The 17,883-nt window shown below is 51.8% G+C and carries 15 protein-coding genes; 9 read left to right on the top strand and 6 right to left on the bottom strand.

The annotated features are described in order from the left end of the window. Positions 1-165: 165 nt before the first annotated feature. On the top strand, positions 166-708 hold the full coding sequence (gene zapC / locus WB371_RS03155) for a cell division protein ZapC (protein WP_336218677.1): 543 nt from the start codon (positions 166-168) through the stop codon (positions 706-708). On the opposite strand, the gene WB371_RS03150 is transcribed toward zapC, so the two are convergent. Continuing rightward, positions 705-1,820 carry a YcbX family protein gene (locus WB371_RS03150; RefSeq protein ID WP_336218676.1) on the bottom strand — a complete coding sequence of 372 codons (1,116 nt, stop codon included), beginning with the start codon at positions 1,818-1,820 and terminating at the stop codon, positions 705-707. The two genes, zapC and WB371_RS03150, sit on opposite strands and share 4 nt — an antisense overlap. Before the next feature lie 97 nt (positions 1,821-1,917). Between WB371_RS03150 and rlmKL the strand changes: the two genes are divergently transcribed. The 6 genes from rlmKL (at position 1,918) to rmf (ending at position 9,842) form a co-directional block, all read left to right on the top strand. Then, positions 1,918-4,026 (top strand): bifunctional 23S rRNA (guanine(2069)-N(7))-methyltransferase RlmK/23S rRNA (guanine(2445)-N(2))-methyltransferase RlmL, encoded by a 2,109-nt coding sequence (gene rlmKL, locus WB371_RS03145; RefSeq protein ID WP_336218675.1) that lies wholly within the window; start codon positions 1,918-1,920, stop codon positions 4,024-4,026. 11 nt (positions 4,027-4,037) lie between these two features. Further along, positions 4,038-5,945 (top strand): ABC transporter ATP-binding protein, encoded by a 1,908-nt coding sequence (locus WB371_RS03140; protein WP_336218674.1) that lies wholly within the window; start codon positions 4,038-4,040, stop codon positions 5,943-5,945. A gap of 14 nt (positions 5,946-5,959) precedes the next feature. Continuing rightward, on the top strand, positions 5,960-7,213 hold the full coding sequence (gene pqiA, locus WB371_RS03135; protein WP_336218673.1) for a membrane integrity-associated transporter subunit PqiA: 1,254 nt from the start codon (positions 5,960-5,962) through the stop codon (positions 7,211-7,213). Positions 7,214-7,217: 4 nt separating this feature from the next. Continuing rightward, positions 7,218-8,858, top strand: a complete 1,641-nt coding sequence (pqiB, locus tag WB371_RS03130; RefSeq protein WP_336218672.1) for an intermembrane transport protein PqiB — start codon at positions 7,218-7,220, stop codon at positions 8,856-8,858. Further along, positions 8,855-9,418 carry a membrane integrity-associated transporter subunit PqiC gene (pqiC, locus tag WB371_RS03125; protein ID WP_336218671.1) on the top strand — a complete coding sequence of 188 codons (564 nt, stop codon included), beginning with the start codon at positions 8,855-8,857 and terminating at the stop codon, positions 9,416-9,418. The genes pqiB and pqiC overlap by 4 nt, the downstream gene beginning before the upstream one ends. A gap of 256 nt (positions 9,419-9,674) precedes the next feature. Continuing rightward, complete coding sequence (gene rmf, locus WB371_RS03120) at positions 9,675-9,842, top strand: ribosome modulation factor (protein WP_336218670.1); 168 nt, start codon at positions 9,675-9,677, stop codon at positions 9,840-9,842. A gap of 95 nt (positions 9,843-9,937) precedes the next feature. On the opposite strand, the gene fabA is transcribed toward rmf, so the two are convergent. After that, positions 9,938-10,456, bottom strand: coding sequence for a bifunctional 3-hydroxydecanoyl-ACP dehydratase/trans-2-decenoyl-ACP isomerase (gene fabA / locus WB371_RS03115; protein WP_000227926.1), 519 nt, complete (start codon positions 10,454-10,456; stop codon positions 9,938-9,940). A gap of 68 nt (positions 10,457-10,524) precedes the next feature. Then, entirely contained in the window at positions 10,525-12,285 is a 1,761-nt protein-coding gene (locus tag WB371_RS03110) for a Lon protease family protein (RefSeq protein WP_336218669.1), read from the bottom strand. A gap of 185 nt (positions 12,286-12,470) precedes the next feature. Between WB371_RS03110 and matP the strand changes: the two genes are divergently transcribed. Further along, positions 12,471-12,923 (top strand): macrodomain Ter protein MatP, encoded by a 453-nt coding sequence (gene matP / locus WB371_RS03105; RefSeq protein WP_336218668.1) that lies wholly within the window; start codon positions 12,471-12,473, stop codon positions 12,921-12,923. A 77-nt stretch (positions 12,924-13,000) separates the two neighbouring features. Here the strand turns inward: matP and ompA are convergent, their stop codons facing one another. Beyond that, the gene (gene ompA, locus WB371_RS03100) at positions 13,001-14,053 is read right to left on the bottom strand and encodes a porin OmpA (RefSeq protein ID WP_336218667.1); all 1,053 of its coding nucleotides are present in this window, start codon (positions 14,051-14,053) and stop codon (positions 13,001-13,003) included. Between the two features lie 356 nt (positions 14,054-14,409). Continuing rightward, complete coding sequence (sulA, locus tag WB371_RS03095; RefSeq protein WP_336218666.1) at positions 14,410-14,919, bottom strand: SOS-induced cell division inhibitor SulA; 510 nt, start codon at positions 14,917-14,919, stop codon at positions 14,410-14,412. A gap of 218 nt (positions 14,920-15,137) precedes the next feature. Here sulA and WB371_RS03090 point away from each other — a divergent pair, with 218 nt between their 5' ends. Then, a complete protein-coding gene (locus WB371_RS03090; RefSeq protein WP_336218665.1) occupies positions 15,138-15,767 on the top strand; it encodes a TfoX/Sxy family DNA transformation protein in 630 nt (209 codons plus the stop codon). On the opposite strand, the gene yccS is transcribed toward WB371_RS03090, so the two are convergent. After that, positions 15,721-17,883 carry a YccS family putative transporter gene (yccS, locus tag WB371_RS03085; RefSeq protein WP_336218664.1) on the bottom strand — a complete coding sequence of 721 codons (2,163 nt, stop codon included), beginning with the start codon at positions 17,881-17,883 and terminating at the stop codon, positions 15,721-15,723. The two genes, WB371_RS03090 and yccS, sit on opposite strands and share 47 nt — an antisense overlap.

Genomic DNA, 17,883 nt, shown 5'->3' with positions numbered 1-17,883 from the left:
TATCAGAATATCAGACAACCAGGGGTTTATTTCCGCGCCTGGTTGTTTTATATTCTTTCACTGTTGCTAATTTAAACATTTTAGGCTTTGCTTATTTAAGGTAATAAACGAAGCGGTGAAAAAGGACATTTTTGCAACGGGGCGATGGAGAGGGGGGAGAAAACAATGCGAATTAAACCTGACGATAACTGGCGCTGGTATTATGACGAAGAGCATGACCGAATGATGCTCGACTTAGCCAATGGCATGTTATTTCGCTCGCGTTTTGCCCGCAAAATGCTCACTCCGGATGCATTCGCGCCGTCTGGTTTTTGTGTGGATGATGCCGCGCTTTATTTCTCCTTTGAAGAAAAATGCCGTGACCTTGACCTGTCAAAAGAGCAGCGCGCGGAACTGGTGCTCAATGCGCTGGTGGCGATTCGCTATCTGAAACCGCAAATGCCGAAGAGCTGGCACTTTGTGGCGCACGGTGAGAACTGGTCGCCCACGACGGGCGATGCGGCCTGTGTCTGGCTGAGTGATACTCAGGAACAAATCAGTCTGTTGGTGGTAGAACCTGGCGAAAACGCGGCGCTGTGTCTGCTGGCGCAGCCGTGCGTTGTGGTGGCCGGACGCACCATGCAGCTTGGCGACGCGATTAAAATCATGAATGACCGACTGAAGCCGCAGTTACGTTCCGACAGCTTCAGCCTGGAACAAGCGGTTTAAGGTGCCAGCTTCAGCGCCGTTTTGGGTACACAGCTACAACTGAGCAGGGTGCCGTCATCACCCAGCGCTGATTTTTTCAGCGGGTTTACTTCCCCTTCCACCAGTTTGATACGACAGCAGCCACAAATTCCCGCCCGACACGAATAGGGAACCCGAATCCCCTGATTTTCCAGTTGTTCGAGCAGCACTTGCTGATTATTCCCCTGAAACACCTGTCCCTGCCAGTCGATGGTAACCGTTGCCGCCGCCTGCGGTGTGCCGCCAGTGTCATGAAGATCCTCGGTATCAGCGGCCCCGTAAACGCGAGCCGGGCCGGTGGATAAAATTTCCACTTCATCGCCGACGCGAATCACTCCGCTGTTACGCGCAATCAGGTTTTGTCCGAAATCGACATCACCGTTATCGGGCGCGGTACGGAACGTTTGCAGCGTTGCCAGCGGTTCGCCGGAAGGGTGTTTTTGCCCTTTTTCCGGGCTGACGGTGGTAAAAATACAACGGCTGCACGGTTTCGCCACATCAAAAATGACATCACCAATGCGGATCGCTTTCCAGGTATCTTCTTCCCATGCGGCTGCGCCTGACACCACGATGTTCGGGCGAAACTGTTCAATCTGAACGCCTGCGGGGCAGCGCTGTTGCAGATCGCGCAGCGAAGCGTCGTTAACCAGCAGATAAGGGTAACCATCGGCAAAGGACAGCGGCACACCCGCGTGACGTTTAACGCGACGAGTAAGCTGTGGCCCCACCCAGCGGAGCTGTACGTTTCGGGAGAAAAAGCCGCTTAGCCATTGGTTAATGGCATCCGGGGCGACGCGTGCGGTGAAATGGTTACCCCAGACTTCCGTTGGCGCATCCTGTCGTGCAAAGTCAGCAAAACGCACCAGCGCACTGCTGCCATCCGGCGCGGTCAGATGCAGGCCGTCATGCAGGGGCGAAGGAGTAAAGCGCACCATTTGTGGAAACTGGCGCGCGGTAATGAAGGTGCCATCAGGTTCGGTGATCATAAAAATACGATCAAAAGCCAGACCGCTGACGTCTGCCAGGGCGTGAGTCAGTCCAATGCCGCGCATGGATTTGACGGGATGAATGAAAAGCCTGGATAACGTCAACACAGTACAGTCCCTCGAAAGAAATAGGCCCTCAACTTTATGACATAGCGCCCATATTAGCTATAATGCGCAGCAATTTTCTTCGAGTATAAGTGACGCTATGAATTCTTTGTTTGCCAGTACGGCCCGTGGGCTGGAAGAGCTGTTAAAAACTGAACTGGAAAGCCTCGGTGCCGCCGAGTGCCAGGTGGTTCAGGGTGGAGTCCATTTTAAGGGCGACACCCGGCTTGTATACCAGAGCCTGATGTGGAGCCGTCTGGCCTCGCGCATTATTTTACCGTTGGGTGAGTGCAAAGTTTACAGCGACTTAGACCTTTATCTTGGCGTACAGGCAATCAACTGGACGGAAATGTTCAATCCCGGCGCGACCTTTGCTGTCCATTTTAGTGGTCTTAATGACACGATTCGTAACAGCCAGTATGGTGCGATGAAAGTTAAAGATGCGATTGTGGATGCCTTCACCCGCAAAAATCTGCCGCGACCGAATGTCGATCGCGAATCGCCGGATATTCGTGTGAATGTCTGGCTGCATAAAGATACCGCCAGCATTGCGCTGGATTTGAGCGGAGATGGTCTGCATTTACGCGGTTATCGCGATCGCACGGGCCTTGCGCCGATTAAAGAGACGCTGGCCGCAGCCATTGTGATGCGCTCCGGTTGGCAGCCGGGTACGCCTTTGCTCGACCCGATGTGCGGTTCAGGCACACTGCTGATTGAAGCGGCGATGTGGGCGACCGATCGCGCGCCGGGTTTACATCGTGGACGCTGGGGATTCAGCGGCTGGGCGCAGCACGATGAAACCATCTGGCAGGAAGTAAAAGCAGAAGCGCAAACCCGAGCCCGTAAAGGCCTGGCAGACTACACCTCACATTTTTATGGTTCCGACAGCGATGGGCGTGTGATTGAACGCGCACGCAGCAACGCCCGTCGAGCAGGTATCGGCGAGCTAATCACCTTCGAGGTGAAAGATGTGGCGCAGTTGAGCAATCCGCTACCACAGGGGCCATACGGAACGGTTATCAGCAACCCGCCTTATGGCGAACGTCTGGACAGTGAACCGGCGTTGATTGCTCTCCACAGTCTGCTTGGTCGCACGATGAAGAACCAGTTCGGCGGCTGGAATCTCTCGCTGTTCAGCGCGTCACCGGATCTGCTAAGCAGTCTGCAACTGCGCGCGGACAAGCAGTTTAAAGCGAAAAACGGTCCGCTGGACTGTGTGCAAAAGAACTACCATGTCGCAGAAACCACGCCGGACAGCAAGCCCGCGACGGTGGCGGAAGATTATGCCAACCGCCTGCGCAAGAACATCAAGAAACTGGAGAAATGGGCGCGTCAGGAAGGTATTGAGTGCTACCGACTGTACGATGCTGATCTGCCAGAGTACAACGTGGCCGTAGATCGTTACGCCGACTGGGTGGTGATTCAGGAATACGCGCCGCCGAAAACGGTTGATGCGCAGAAAGCACGTCAGCGGCTGTTTGACATCATCGCCGCCACGCTCTCGGTGCTTGAAATTGCCCCGAATAAACTGGTGTTGAAAACCCGTGAGCGGCAGAAAGGGAAAAATCAGTATCAGAAGATGAACGAGAAGGGGGAATTCATTGAGGTTGGAGAATACAACGCCCGCCTGTGGGTGAACCTGACCGATTATCTGGATACCGGATTGTTCCTCGATCACCGTATTGCACGGCGAATGCTGGGTCAGATGAGTAAGGGTAAAGATTTCCTCAATTTGTTCTCCTATACCGGTAGCGCCAGCGTCCATGCGGGACTGGGCGGCGCGCGCAGCACCACAACGGTTGACATGTCACGTACCTATCTGGAATGGGCAGAACGCAATTTGCGTCTGAACGGCCTGAGCGGTCGTGCGCATCGCCTGATTCAGGCTGACTGTCTGGCATGGCTGCGTGAAGCCAATGAACAGTTTGATCTGATTTTTATCGATCCACCGACCTTCTCCAACTCAAAGCGGATGGAAGACGCCTTTGACGTCCAGCGCGATCATCTGGCGCTGATGAAAGATCTGAAACGTTTGCTGCGTAAAGGTGGCACGATCATGTTCTCCAACAACAAACGCGGATTCCGTATGGATCTCGACGGTCTGGCGGCACTAGGGTTGAAAGCACAAGAAATCACCCAAAAAACGCTTTCCCAGGACTTTGCCCGCAACCGCCAGATCCACAACTGCTGGCTGATTACCGCAGCCTGAAAGGATAAATAATGTCATTAATCAGTATGCATGGCGCATGGCTGTCGTTCAGCGACGCGCCGCTTCTCGATAATGCGGAACTGCATATCGAAGATAACGAACGCGTTTGTCTGGTTGGCCGTAACGGTGCCGGAAAATCAACGCTGATGAAGATCCTCAACCGTGAGCAGGGTCTTGACGATGGACGCATCATTTATGAACAGGATCTGGTTGTGGCGCGCCTGCAACAGGATCCGCCGCGCAACATTGAAGGAACGGTTTACGATTTTGTTGCTGAAGGCATTGAGGAACAGGCGGAATATCTGAAGCGTTATCACGATATTTCGCGTCTGGTGATGACCGACCCAAGCGACAGAAACCTCAACGAGCTGGCGAAAGTGCAGGAGCAGCTCGACCACCATAATCTGTGGCAACTGGAAAACCGGATTAACGAAGTCCTGGCACAGTTAGGACTGGATCCTAACGCGGCGCTTTCATCGCTTTCCGGTGGCTGGCTTCGTAAAGCCGCACTGGGCCGGGCGCTGGTTAGCAATCCTCGCGTTCTATTGCTGGATGAACCGACCAACCACCTCGATATAGAAACCATCGACTGGCTGGAAGGGTTCCTGAAATCGTTCAACGGGACGATCATTTTTATCTCCCACGACCGCTCTTTTATTCGCAACATGGCGACGCGCATTGTCGATCTCGATCGCGGCAAACTGGTAACCTATCCGGGTAATTATGACCAGTATCTGCTTGAGAAAGAAGAAGCCCTGCGCGTGGAAGAGTTACAGAATGCCGAGTTCGATCGCAAACTGGCGCAGGAAGAGGTGTGGATCCGCCAGGGAATCAAAGCGCGTCGTACCCGTAACGAAGGCCGTGTTCGCGCATTGAAAGCGATGCGTCGTGAACGCAGCGAACGCCGTGAAGTGATGGGAACGGCGAAGATGCAGGTTGAAGAAGCGACCCGTTCCGGCAAGATCGTCTTCGAAATGGAAAATGTCGATTACCAGGTGGACGGCAAACAGCTGGTGAAAGACTTTTCTGCTCAGGTGCAGCGTGGCGATAAAATTGCCCTGATTGGGCCTAACGGTTGCGGCAAAACTACGCTATTAAAGCTGATGTTAGGCCAGTTACAGGCGGACAGTGGTCGTATTCATGTTGGTACTAAACTGGAAGTGGCTTATTTTGATCAGCACCGTGCGGAGCTGGATCCAGATAAAACCGTGATGGATAACCTCGCGGAAGGTAAGCAGGAAGTGATGGTCAACGGTAAACCACGCCATGTGCTGGGATACCTGCAGGACTTCCTGTTCCATCCGAAACGGGCGATGACGCCAGTGCGTGCGCTGTCCGGCGGTGAACGCAATCGTCTGTTGTTAGCACGTCTTTTTCTGAAGCCGAGCAATTTATTGATTCTCGATGAACCGACTAACGATCTCGACGTCGAAACGCTGGAATTACTGGAAGAACTGATTGATGGCTACCAGGGGACCGTGTTGCTGGTGAGTCACGATCGCCAGTTTGTTGATAACACCGTGACCGAGTGCTGGATTTTTGAAGGCAACGGAAAAATAGGTCGTTATGTCGGTGGGTATCACGATGCTCGTGGTCAGCAGGAGCAACATCTGGCTTTTAAACAGCCTGCCGTGAAAAAAACAGAGGAAGTAGTTGCCCCGAAAGCAGAAATTGTAAAACGCGGCAGTAGCAAACTAAGCTATAAACTGCAGCGCGAACTGGAGCAATTGCCGCAGTTGTTAGAAGAGCTGGAAGCGAAACTGGAGGCGTTACAGGCGCAAGTTGCCGATGCGGCCTTTTTCAGCCAGCCTCATGAACAGACGCAGCAGGTGTTAGCAGATTTAGCAAACGCGGAACAAGAACTTGAGCAGGCCTTTGAGCGCTGGGAGTATCTTGAAGCATTGAAAAACGGCGCATAATTAAAGGAGCGCATATGTGCGATCATCATCATGCCGCAAAGCACATTTTGTGCTCGCAGTGTGACATGCTGGTGGCGTTACCCCACCTTGAGCATGGGCAGAAAGCGGCCTGTCCGAGATGTGGCACAACGCTAACAACCGTGTGGGACGCGCCGAGGCAGCGTCCCACTGCCTATGTTTTAGCTGCCCTGTTCATGCTGTTGCTCTCTAACCTGTTTCCTTTTGTGAATATGAATGTCGCAGGGGTGAGCAGTGAAGTGACGCTGCTGGAAATTCCCCGCGTTCTCTTCTCAGAAGACTATGCCAGTCTTGGCACTTTCTTTCTGTTGTTTGTACAACTGGTCCCTGCGTTTTGCCTGTTCACCATTCTTTTGCTGGTTAACCGCGCTCAAATGCCAGAGCGACTCAAAGCCCAGCTTGCGCGCATTTTATTTCAGTTAAAGAGCTGGGGAATGGCAGAAATATTCCTCGCTGGCGTACTGGTGAGCTTCGTCAAACTCATGGCGTATGGCGATATTGGCGTCGGCAGCAGCTTTATCCCATGGTGCTTCTTTTGCATCCTGCAGTTGCGCGCTTTCCAGTGCGTTGATCGTCGCTGGCTATGGGATGATATCGCCCCAATGCCGGCAATTAAGCAACCATTAACGCCCGGTATTCCGGGCATTCGCCAGGGGTTGCGCTCCTGCCCTTGCTGTACGGCTATTCTTCCGGCGGATGAACATGTTTGTCCGCGCTGTGAAACAAAAGGCTATGTACGTCGCAGAAACAGTCTGCAATGGACGCTGGCATTACTGTTCACGTCGATAATGCTGTATCTGCCGGCCAATATCTTACCGATCATGATTACCGATCTGCTGGGGTCGAAATTGCCCTCAACGATCCTCGAAGGGGTTGTCTTAATCTGGAGTGAAGGTTCCTATCCGGTGGCGGCGGTTATCTTTATCGCCAGTATTATGGTGCCGACGCTGAAGATGATCGCGATTGCCTGGCTCTGTTGGGATGCTAAAGGGCACGGTAAACGCGACAGCGAGCGGATGCACCTGATTTATGAAGTTGTTGAATTTGTCGGTCGTTGGTCAATGATCGATGTGTTTGTTATCGCGGTACTCTCTGCGCTGGTGCGCATGGGAGGTTTAATGAATATTTATCCTGCTATGGGTGCGTTGATGTTTGCTTTAGTCGTCATTATGACAATGTTTTCTGCGATGACCTTCGACCCGCGTTTGTCGTGGGATCGTGAACCCGAACCAGGCCATGAGGAGTCCTGACAACATGGAATCTAAAAGTGGGGAAGCTAAAGTCCAGAAGGTAAAAAACTGGTCTCCCGTGTGGATTTTTCCCATCGTCACCGCACTCATCGGGGCCTGGGTTTTGTTTTATCACTACAGCCATCAGGGACCCGTGGTCACGCTGATAACCACGAACGCAGAAGGTATTGAGGGTGGGAAAACGACCATCAAAAGCCGCAGCGTTGATGTGGGTGTTGTGGAGAGCGCGACGCTGACCGACGACCTGACGCACGTTGAAATCAAAGCGCGTCTGAACTCTGGGATGGAAAAGCTATTGCATAAAGATTCCGTCTTCTGGGTAGTTAAACCACAGGTTGGACGTGAAGGGATCAGCGGTTTAGGGACGCTGCTTTCTGGTGCCTACATTGAGCTGCAACCCGGAAACAAAGGCAGCAAACTGGAAAATTATCAGTTGCTGGATGCGCCGCCGCTGGCGCCACCTGATGCGAAAGGGATCCGCGTAGTACTTGAGAGTAAAAAAGCCGGGCAACTTAGTCCAGGGGATCCGGTTCTCTTTCGTGGCTATCGCGTCGGATCGGTAGAAACCAGTACCTTCGATCCGCAGAAGCGTAGCATCAGTTATCAGTTGTTTATCAATGCGCCAAACGATCGTCTGGTGACCAGCAACGTCCGTTTCTGGAAAGACAGCGGTATTGCAGTGGATCTGACGTCGGCGGGAATGCGTGTTGAAATGGGCTCGTTGACTACCCTGTTTGGTGGCGGTGTTAGCTTTGATGTGCCCGACGGACTAGAACAAGGCCAGCCAGTTGTCGAAAAGGCCGCCTTCAGTCTTTACGACGATCAGCGAAGCATTCAGGATTCGCTTTATACCGACCATATCGATTACTTGATGTTCTTTAAAGATTCGATTCGTGGTCTCCAGCCCGGCGCGCCGCTGGAATTCCGCGGTATTCGTCTGGGGACGGTAAGCAAAGTGCCGTTCTTCTCACCGAATATGCGTCAGGTGTTTAACAACGATTACCGTATTCCCGTTCTGGTGCGTATTGAACCTGAGCGTTTGAAAGCGCAATTGGGTGAAGAAACGGATGTCGGGGCGCATCTGGCTGACCTGCTTAAACGCGGCTTGCGTGGCTCGCTGAAAACAGGAAATCTGGTGACCGGTGCGCTGTACGTCGATCTGGATTTCTACCCGAAAGAGCCACCGCTGACGGGGGTTCGGGAGTTTAACGGTTATCAAATCATCCCGACGGTAAGTGGTGGTTTTGCGCAAATTCAGCAGCGACTGGTGGAAACACTGGATAAGATCAATAACTTGCCATTGAATCCGATGATTGAGCAGGCAACCAATACGCTAAATGAAAGCCAGCGCACAATGAAACATCTGCAAACGACGCTGGATAACATGAACAAGATTACCTCCAGTCAGTCAATGCAACAGTTGCCAGCGGATATGCAGAACACCTTGCGTGAACTGAACCGCAGCATGCAGGGCTTCCAGCCGGGATCTGCCGCTTACAACAAGATGGTGGCTGATATGCAGCGTCTTGATCAGGTTCTCCGTGAGTTGCAGCCTGTGCTGAAAACGCTGAATGAGAAGAGCAACGCGCTGGTATTTGAAGCGAAGGACAAGAAAGATCCAGAGCCGAAGAGGGCGAAACAATGAAAAAGTGGCTAGTGGTGATGATGGCGTTTTGGCTGGCGTCATGCAGCTCCAGCGGAGATAACAAAAGCTATTACCAGCTTCCCGTCGCTCAGGGAGGTGTGCAAAGCACAGCGAACCAGGGCAGCCGTCTGTTATGGGTTGAACAGGTTGCGGTGCCGGATTATCTGGCTGGCAATGGCGTAGTTTATCAGACCAGTGATGTTCAGTACGTGATTGCCAATAACAACTTGTGGGCCAGCCCGTTGGACCAGCAGTTACGCAATACGCTGGTTGCGAATCTGAGTGCGCAACTTCCGGGCTGGGTAGTGGCCTCTCAACCGTTGGGGAGTGTGCAGGATACGCTCAACGTAACGGTAACAGGCTTTCACGGACGCTATGATGGCAAGGTTGTTGTGAGCGGTGAATGGCTGCTCAACCATCAGGGACAGCTTATTAAGCGTCCCTTCCACATTGAAGCCGTCCAAACACAGGATGGCTACGATGAGATGGTGAAAGTTCTGGCAAACGTCTGGCAGCAGGAAGCTGTAGCGATTGCCCAGGAACTGAAACGTATGCCGTAATTTAAATTTTTGTAAATCTGACCGCTTCAGGCTCACAACCTGAGGCGGTTTTTTTATGCCAAAAACAGGAACCAGGAACCTGTTCCGCCTCACATTTTTTGTACAACTGAGTTTTTCGGTAGCTCACAAATATGACATTGGTGTGAATTTTGCGCATTGACGGAACAGGGAATACGCGGTATTCGTTTAGTGTGATTGCACACTTCGTAATCACTGTTATCTTTTCCACCAGATATGAAAATGAGGGAAACGAGGCATGAAGAGACAAAAACGAGATCGCCTGGAACGGGCACATCAACGTGGTTATCAGGCCGGCATCGCCGGACGCTCAAAAGAAATGTGTCCCTATCAGACGCTGAATCAGAGATCGTACTGGCTAGGAGGCTGGCGAGAAGCCATGGCTGACAGGGTGGCAATGGCCTGATTCTGTCTCTTTAATAAAGAAACCTCCGCATCGCGGAGGTTTCGCCTTTTAAAACCCTGGCGTAAATTGCGCTCAGGCAATCTATTTGCTCTGGATTAGAATGCGGAAGTGTCCTGGAACAGACCGACTTTCAGATCGTTTGCGGTATAGATCAAACGACCATCAACCAGCACTTCGCCATCTGCCAGGCCCATAATTAAACGACGATTAACAATACGTTTGAAGTGGATACGGTAAGTCACTTTCTTCGCGGTAGGCAGAACCTGCCCGGTGAACTTCACTTCACCTACACCCAGTGCGCGGCCTTTACCTTCGCCACCGAGCCAGCCGAGATAGAATCCAACCAACTGCCACATCGCGTCCAGCCCCAGGCAGCCCGGCATTACTGGGTCGCCGATGAAGTGGCATCCGAAGAACCAAAGATCCGGATTGATATCCAGTTCTGCCTCTACATAACCTTTGTCAAAGTTACCGCCCGTTTCGGTCATCTTGACGACACGGTCCATCATTAGCATGTTGGGGGCAGGCAACTGCGGGCCTTTTGCGCCAAACAGCTCACCGCGACCAGAGGCAAGAAGGTCTTCTTTTGTATAGGATTCGCGTTTATCTACCATGTTCTCTGTAAGCCTTATTTTAGTGAAGCACGCAGGATAGCTAACACGTGTACGCTGAACAAGTCCGATCAGTTCGGAAAGAAGCCGTTCAGCCAGCGTAGCGGCCACGGAAAACGGTGACGTCCTTCCTGTTGCGTCGCCTGAGCGATACGTTCCTGGATAGTCTGCATCAGCGTTGTCTGGCCTTCGCCATCCCACACCAGATTCAACAAGAGCGGTAACGCGTCGGCCACGTCATCCACCGCCCAGATTGTGAATTTCTCTTCTTCTACGGCCTGAAGCAGTGCGGGCTGCAAGCTGAGATGTCTGACATTGGAAGATGGAATGATCACCCCTTGCTTGCCCGTCAATTCGCGCTGCTGACAAATCGCAAAGAAACCTTCCACTTTTTCGTTTAATCCGCCGACTGGCTGAGCGCGACCAAACTGATCGACAGAACCTGTAATGGCAATGCTTTGGTTTACCGGGACATCAGACAAAGCGCTTATAAGCGCGCACAGTTCGGCCATTGAAGCGCTGTCGCCATCCACTTCACTGTAGGACTGCTCGAAGGTCAGTGAGGCGGAGAAGGGGAGTTGCTGCTCAAGCTGCAACTCTGACATCAGAAACGCCTGCATGATCATCATCCCCTTGGCATGAATATTACCGCCAAGTTCGGCTTTGCGTTCGATATCGGTAAATTCGCCGTCGCCAATATGGACCACGCAACTGATACGCGAAGGTTCCCCGAAAGCGCGCGGATGGCCTGGAAACTCAATCACCGATAAGGCATTAATTTGACCGATCCGCTCGCCTTCGGTTTCGATCAGAATCTGTTCCTGGAGTATCTCATCCTGCATGCGTTCAGCGAGGAAGCCTTCACGCCATTCACGCTGGGCAAGCATCAGACTCAGTTGTTCACCTGTGCAGGTTTCACTTTCACACAACGGTGCGACTTCTGTGAACTGCCTGATGATCCAAAGTGGATTGAGCGGGAGAGTATCTTGTTCGCCGGCGTAACGCACTGCTTCGCGAACCAACACTTCCCAGGCGTCGGGCGCCGGGTAAGGCAGGTGGTTACGTTTCGCGGTCCACGTTACCCACTGGCACCATTGCGCCATCGATTCGGTATCGACGATCTGCAGGTTATCTTCGAATTCGCTATAGATAGCCTGCTCGGCCAGTTCGGGTTCCATTTCCTGGAAATCAGCCAGTGATTCGCGTTCACCGACCAGCAACACCTTTAGTTTAAGCGGCATAGAAGGAACGGAGACGGGCAGTGGGCGCGACTCATCAAAGGCAACCCAGTCAAAGCGCTCGCGGCTGATAATCGCCTTCAGGCGCATCCATAGCAGGGGCTGTGCTAACAGTGTGCGCAGTGAGATAACCAGCACGCCGCCATTGGCCTGATGAACCAGTCCCGGCTGTAACGTAATGTCACCATTGAATTGACGCAGGCAACCAAATAACTGCTCTGCCTCAACCCAGTCAGCAACTACGACCTGTGACAGGGTGGCAAAATTGTTTTCTGCCTGTTCGGCATTACGATAGGAGATTGTGTGACCTGAAATCTCATAATGGCCCCCAACCAGACGACCAGCGTCATGCTGTAGCGCACGTGCGGCATCGGCAAGAAGATTGAGGTACTCAAGCTCTTCTGGCGCCTTGGCCAACATGAACGGGGATGAAGCCCGGGGTTGCAGCAACTGCTCAAGGGCAAATTGTAAGCGAGGCTGAGTATCACTGAGTAACGTGTTGTTGTCTTCAGTCAGATGTGGCTGTGCAAAAATCTCCTGATAGCTTTCGGTATCAGGTACAAGATCACGCCATGCAAGTTTCGTAATGGTCAAAGTTGATGTTTTTTAGTCTGTTGTAAAAGACGCGATTATACCGTAACCGTCATCGCTTCACACGTGGAAAGCGAAAGCAAACGATACAGAGGGTGCAGAGTCGCTCACAGCCTGAAGATTCTTTTCTTCAGATGCTGAAAAAGCTGATATTCTGATAAGAGTGACACGGTAACATTGAGATCGCCATGAAATATCAACAACTTGAGAATCTTGAAAGCGGTTGGAAGTGGAAATATCTGGTGAAGAAGCACCGCGAAGGGGAATTAATTACTCGTTACCTGGAAACCAGCGCAGCGCAGGAAGCCGTGGATTTGTTGCTTACGCTGGAAAACGAGCCGGTCCGGGTGAATCTCTGGATTGATGAACATATGAACCCGGCATTGCTAAACCGGATGAAACAGACGATACGCGCAAGGCGAAAACGGCATTTCAACGCTGAGCATCAGCATACGCGAAAGAAATCTATCGATCTGGAGTTTATTGTCTGGCAACGGCTGGCAGGACTGGCGCAGCGACGCGGTAAAACATTATCGGAGACGGTGGTACAGCTCATCGAGGATGCTGAAAATAAAGAGAAGTATGCCAATAAGATGTCTTCACTAAAGCAGGACTTACAGGCGTTGTTGGGAAAAGAGTAATTTTCTCTGAAGTTTTCTTGCTGGAAGCCGACGTAAAAAAAAACCCCGCAGAGCGGGGTTTTTTCGTAGACGAGAACTTAAGCCTGAGGCTGAGTTACAACGTCTTTGATACCTTTAACTTCGATTTCAACGCGACGATCCGGAGCCAGGCAATCGATCAGGGCAGCACGAGCTTTCACGTTGTCACAGGTGTTGCCGGTAACCGGGTTGGATTCGCCCATACCACGTGCGGAGATTTTGTCAGCCGGGATACCTTTGGAGATCAGGTAATCAACAACAGACTGTGCACGTTTCTCAGACAGACCCTGGTTGTAAGCGTCTGAACCGATACGGTCAGTGTAACCCAGAACCACTACAGAACCGTCTTTCGGATCCAGGTTGCTCAGCTGGCTGTACATCTGATCCAGAGCCTGCTGGCCTTCTGGTTTCAGAGTTGCTTTGTTGAAGTTAAACAGAACGTCAGACTTCAGGGTGAAGTGTTTGGTCTGTACTTCAGGAGCCGGAGCCGGAGCCGGAGCGATCGGAGCCGCTTCTTCCTGCTGACCGAAACGGTAAGAAACACCTACACTCAGCAGACCGTTGTCTGGACGAGTACCGATGGTGTTAGCATCACCGATGTTGTTAGTCCACTGGTATTCCAGACGGGTAGCGATGTCGCGGGTAACTGCCCACTCAACACCACCAGCGAATACTGGGGATACGCCAGTGTCGTGGTCTTTGAATGAAGCGCCACCAGGGATGTTAGCTTTGGTGTCTGCACGCCATACCATACCACCCAGACGAGTGTAGATGTCCAGATCGTCAGTGATTGGGTAACCCAGTTTAGCGGTCAGTTGAACGCCCTGAGCTTTGTATGCGCCGTTGATGTTGTCACCTTTGTACGGCATACGACCTAACCAGTCGTAACCCATTTCAAAGCCAACATACGGGTTAACCTGGTAACCACCAAAAGCACCTGCACCCAGTTGACTTTCGTGGGTCGGACCATTGTTAGGAATGAAACCAGTGTCATGATACTGGGACCAACCCAGTTTAGCACCAGTGTACCAGGTGTTATCTTTCGGAGCGGCCTGCGCTACGGTAGCGAAACCAGCCAGTGCCACTGCAATCGCGATAGCTGTCTTTTTCATTTTTTGCGCCTCGTTATCATCCAAAATACGCCATGAATATCTCCAACGAGATAACACGGTTAAATCCTTCACCGGGGGACTTGCTCAATAGTTACTCTACCGATATCTGCGGCTTATGCCGAGCACCCCTGGCGATGTAAAGTCTACAACGTAGTTGAAAACTTACAAGTGTGAACTCTGTCAGGCATATGAAAAAAAAATGCTTGTATAAATAATATTTATAAATTTTGCGCAGCAGAATGTTCGGCAAAATAACGCGGAAACCGCTTCTGACAAGCGTTCCCGGAAAAAGAGCATTCAGCCTCGATCCAGAGGTCCAGGAGGAAAAAAAAATCCAGGATAAATCCTAAATTTACTCAGTGATACAAATTTGAATGAATTTTTAGCCCGCTTTGCTGTCTCGTGGCATGGGAATGCGCACTCACTGGACGCATGATAAAGCCCATTGCGTTTCCTTCATTAGCCGCTTTCACCAGGTCAGCATGTTCTGCTTCCGTTAGCTCTTCCGCCAGCCAGCCAATGACCACACTGTAGTTTCCAGTACGCAATGCGCGAATCATCGATTCCAGCGTATGACAGGGGGAAAGCTGGTTAATTTGCATCACTTTCGTCAGAGGAAGTCCTGCAGACTGAACCCATTCCCGGCTCAACTTTTGCTGCGGCGTCAGCCAGAGCTGCCAACGAGATTGCTGTCCCAGTTGCTGGAGAAGAGGAAGCAGCAGTAACTGCGTCATCATGGGCTGGTCTTCGCGATAGACCACTTCGCTGATCAGTCCAGCAGACACTTTCTCAGAAGAGACGCGCGCTATGTTGTTCGATTGAGAAGAGAATGACGAAGAACGATTTGCGTAGCCTGAAGTGTACATAATCAATCCAGCCCTGTGAGTTACTGTATGGATGTACAGTAACCCCGATGACGTGAAAGATCAACTTTATTTTCTGAAACAGACTCGCAATTTTTATTCATTGTTGGGGTAAAAACGAAATACAACTTGCCCCCTGAGAATAAGTTGCCTATTTTCGTCATTAACGGATCCGTGACGGCAAATCATTTATTTACTTTATGATTTAAAAGGGAATTTTCATGAAAAATGAATCCTATAGCAGGATCTATAAATCACAGGAATATTTATCGTCTCTGGGGACGATCCGCTTCCGTTCACTGTTTGGCAGTTACAGTCTGACCATTAACGATACGGTCTTTGCAATGGTGGCTGAAGGTGAGCTTTATTTGCGCGCCTGCGAACAAAGTGTGCCGTATTGTGCGAAACATTCGCCTGTCTGGCTCAGGTTTATGAAACGCGGGCGTCCGGTTATGCTCAATTATTATCAGGTTGATGAAAGTCTGTGGAGCGATCAGCAGCAGTTGATTCGATTATCGAAATATTCGTTGGATGCAGCGCTACAGGAAAAACATTCCCGGTATTCACAGCAACGGTTAAAAGATCTTCCCAATATCACTTTTCATCTGGAAAGCATTCTGAACGAAGCGGGGATTAATGACGTAGGCACCTTGCGGATCCTTGGGGCAAAAATGTGCTGGTTGCGGCTTCGGCAGATGAATAAATCCATTACCGATAAAATTCTTTATATTCTTGAAGGGGCTATTTATGGGATCCACGAAGCGGCGCTCCCGGCGGAACGCCGCCAGGAGCTTGCGTTGTGGGTCAAGTCGCTGTCGAAAGAGAATCTTTATCCGCTGAAGAATGAGTGATCTGCCGTTGCAGTCGACCAATTTCAGGTAACAGGGCTATCAGCAGGCCAACCTGCTGAATAACCAGCGGCTCTTTGCTGTCCGGACGTGGTTCCAGATACTGTATGCGGCGTTTCAGCTCCGCTAACGCCTCCTGAACGCGTTGTTCATCGGCAGGGAGATGATGCAGCGCATCATCAACATAACAGACGGCATCATCCAGGAAGGCCAGCACCTCGGGGTTGGTAAGCTGTTCGCGATGCGCCCCTAATGCTGAAATATAGCTGGTGAACGTATGGTTAAGGCAGAGTAACCGGAACGCGGCCTCTCGTGTCTGAGCGGTCACATCCGGTTCACTCGACATGTTCGATACCACGGATGCCAGTTCTGCGTCGCGGTTATGCGCATCGCGGCGCGCGATTCGATACGCCAGACGGTTATCGCGTCCCTGATGATATTGCTCCAGTATTGCGTCCAGGTAACGGCAGTTGGCATCCGTCGCTCTTTCCAGTACGCGCGGTAGATTACGAAAACGCCAGTCCGGCCAGATGAAACTCACCGCCGTCCAGGCGATACCACAGCCGATGAGTGTATCAATCACGCGCGGCAGCGCGACTTCAAACCCTTCGCCAAGCAGGTTAAAGCACAACAGTACCAGTAATGTAATAAACATGGTGGCATGCGCATACTGTACGTTACGGAAGGCGAAGAATAGCACGCCAGTGATCACCAGCAATATAAGCTGGCCTTCCAGTGAAGGAACAAACCATAAAACCGGAATACCAATGGCAACCCCAACCAGCGTTCCTGTTATTCTCAACGCCAGACGATGGCGGGTGGCGTTATAGTTAGGCTGGCAGACAAACAGGCTGGTCAGCAGGATCCAGTAGCCATGGTTCATTCCTGTAATCTGGATGATCGCATAACCGACGCACAGTACCAGAGACATCCGCACCGCGTGACGAAACAGCGCAGACTCCGGGGTAAAGTTACGGCTGAGTCGTAACCAGATATCACTGAGGCCGTGCGGACTGTCATCCGCAAGCTGATTCTCTGCGTCGTTGCGCGGTACGGCTTGTGCCTGCTCCGACTCAATGGTTGCCAGTTGCGCGTCAATGGCCCGCAGATTTGCCAGCAAAAATCCCAGGGTTTTCAGGAGATCGGTGGAGGCACCGCTTAACCGCATTCGCTCAAGCGCCGCATCAAGGTGCGTAAAGGTGCGTTCAAAATGCGGGTCATGCTGGTATGGGGTGCGTAACAAAATACAGCGAGACAATTGCAGACAGGCTTGTCCCTGCATCGACATCAAACGCTGGAAACGGAACATCACGTCACTATGACGAAAATGTTCCCGTAGCGTCGCATACTGGATATGAGAGGAGCTTGCGCGCTCATGAATGTCCTGTGCGACAAAGTAATAGTGCAGGGTGCGTCGCGTACCGCGCTGGCCCCGGTCACCGCGCAGACGGGACAGCAACGAGACTTTTGTCTGATTGAGCGTTGCCATCAGTTGCCCGTTCGCTAATGCGAGATCGTAGAGCGGTGCCTGGCTATCATCTTCAATATCCGGATCAAAAAGGCGAGATTTGAGTTCCAGATAATGTGCCAGTTGCTCATAGCTGCGCGCCAGGTTGTCCTGGAGTGGGCGAATCGGAAACAGCAGATGTCCTGTCAGGGTTAGCCCGTTGTACCAGATTGCCCCCGCCAGGAGCAGAAGTGGCTGCTGATACCACTGCGCGTAGAGCGAGGCGCCCAGCATGGTGTAAATCGCAATCAGCAATGCGCCAAAGGCGATGGTTGCATAGCGTTGTCCTAAACCGCCAAGCAGGATAAAACCACTGGTCGAAAGCGTCAGCCCGATGGCGAAAAGCCAGGGATAGGGGAACAGCAGTTCGACAGAGGCCGAGGCGATAAAAAAGCAGATGAGCGTAATGATGAGGTTACGCAGACGGCCTGCGAGACGATCGTCCAGATCGGTTAGTGCAGCGGCCACCATTCCCAGCGTCAGGGGAATGGTGAGTTTGACATCACCCAGCCACCAGGGCAGTGCGGTCGTACCGCAGAGTGCAATAAAGATGCGCACGTAATATAACCAGGTGCTGTTCCAGGTATAGCGGCGAAGCAGAGGACTTAACAT

The organism is Citrobacter amalonaticus, from assembly GCF_037053465.1.
Lineage (GTDB): Bacteria > Pseudomonadota > Gammaproteobacteria > Enterobacterales > Enterobacteriaceae > Citrobacter_A > Citrobacter_A amalonaticus_H.
The sequence above is the reverse complement of the archived record's forward strand: the minus strand, read 5'-3'. Positions and strand labels throughout refer to the sequence as shown.